At 61.8% G+C, this 502-nt stretch carries 1 protein-coding gene; it reads left to right on the top strand.

Annotated features, from left to right (window positions below; all coding sequences use genetic code 11):
* Nucleotides 1-157: 157 nt before the first annotated feature.
* Nucleotides 158-502, top strand: a 345-nt coding sequence (locus WS68_RS07750; protein WP_197419553.1) for an efflux RND transporter permease subunit, incomplete at its 3' end; no start/stop codon positions are given.

Genomic DNA, 502 nt, shown 5'->3' with positions numbered 1-502 from the left:
GGCACGCAGCGTGTGCGGCCCGGCGAGCGGGTGAAGGCGCATCTCGTGCCGATGACGGGCGGCGACGATGCGGCGGCGGTTGACGAAAAAGAAACGGCGAAGCGCGCGAACTCGTGATCGCGCAGCTATGCACAATCCAGTCCAAGTAAACGACTCGATGAACCCATCCAAAATTTTCATCGACCGGCCGATCTTCGCAGGCGTGCTGTCGGTCGTCATTCTGCTCGCCGGGCTGATCGCGATATTCCTATTGCCGATCTCCGAGTATCCGGACGTCGTGCCGCCGTCGGTGCTCGTCAAGGTGCAGTATCCGGGCGCGAACCCGAAGGTGATCGCCGAGACGGTCGCATCGCCGCTGGAAGAACAGATCAACGGCGTCGAGGGCATGCTGTATATGCAGTCGCAGGCGAACAGCAGCGGCAATCTGACGATTACCGTCACGTTCAAGCTCGGCACCGATCCGGACAAGGCGACGCAGCTCGTGCAGAACCGCGTGAACCAG

Source organism: Burkholderia sp. TSV86 (assembly GCF_001522865.1).
GTDB lineage: Bacteria > Pseudomonadota > Gammaproteobacteria > Burkholderiales > Burkholderiaceae > Burkholderia.
Note: the sequence above shows the minus strand (reverse complement) of the source record. Positions and strands in the feature narration are given on the sequence as shown.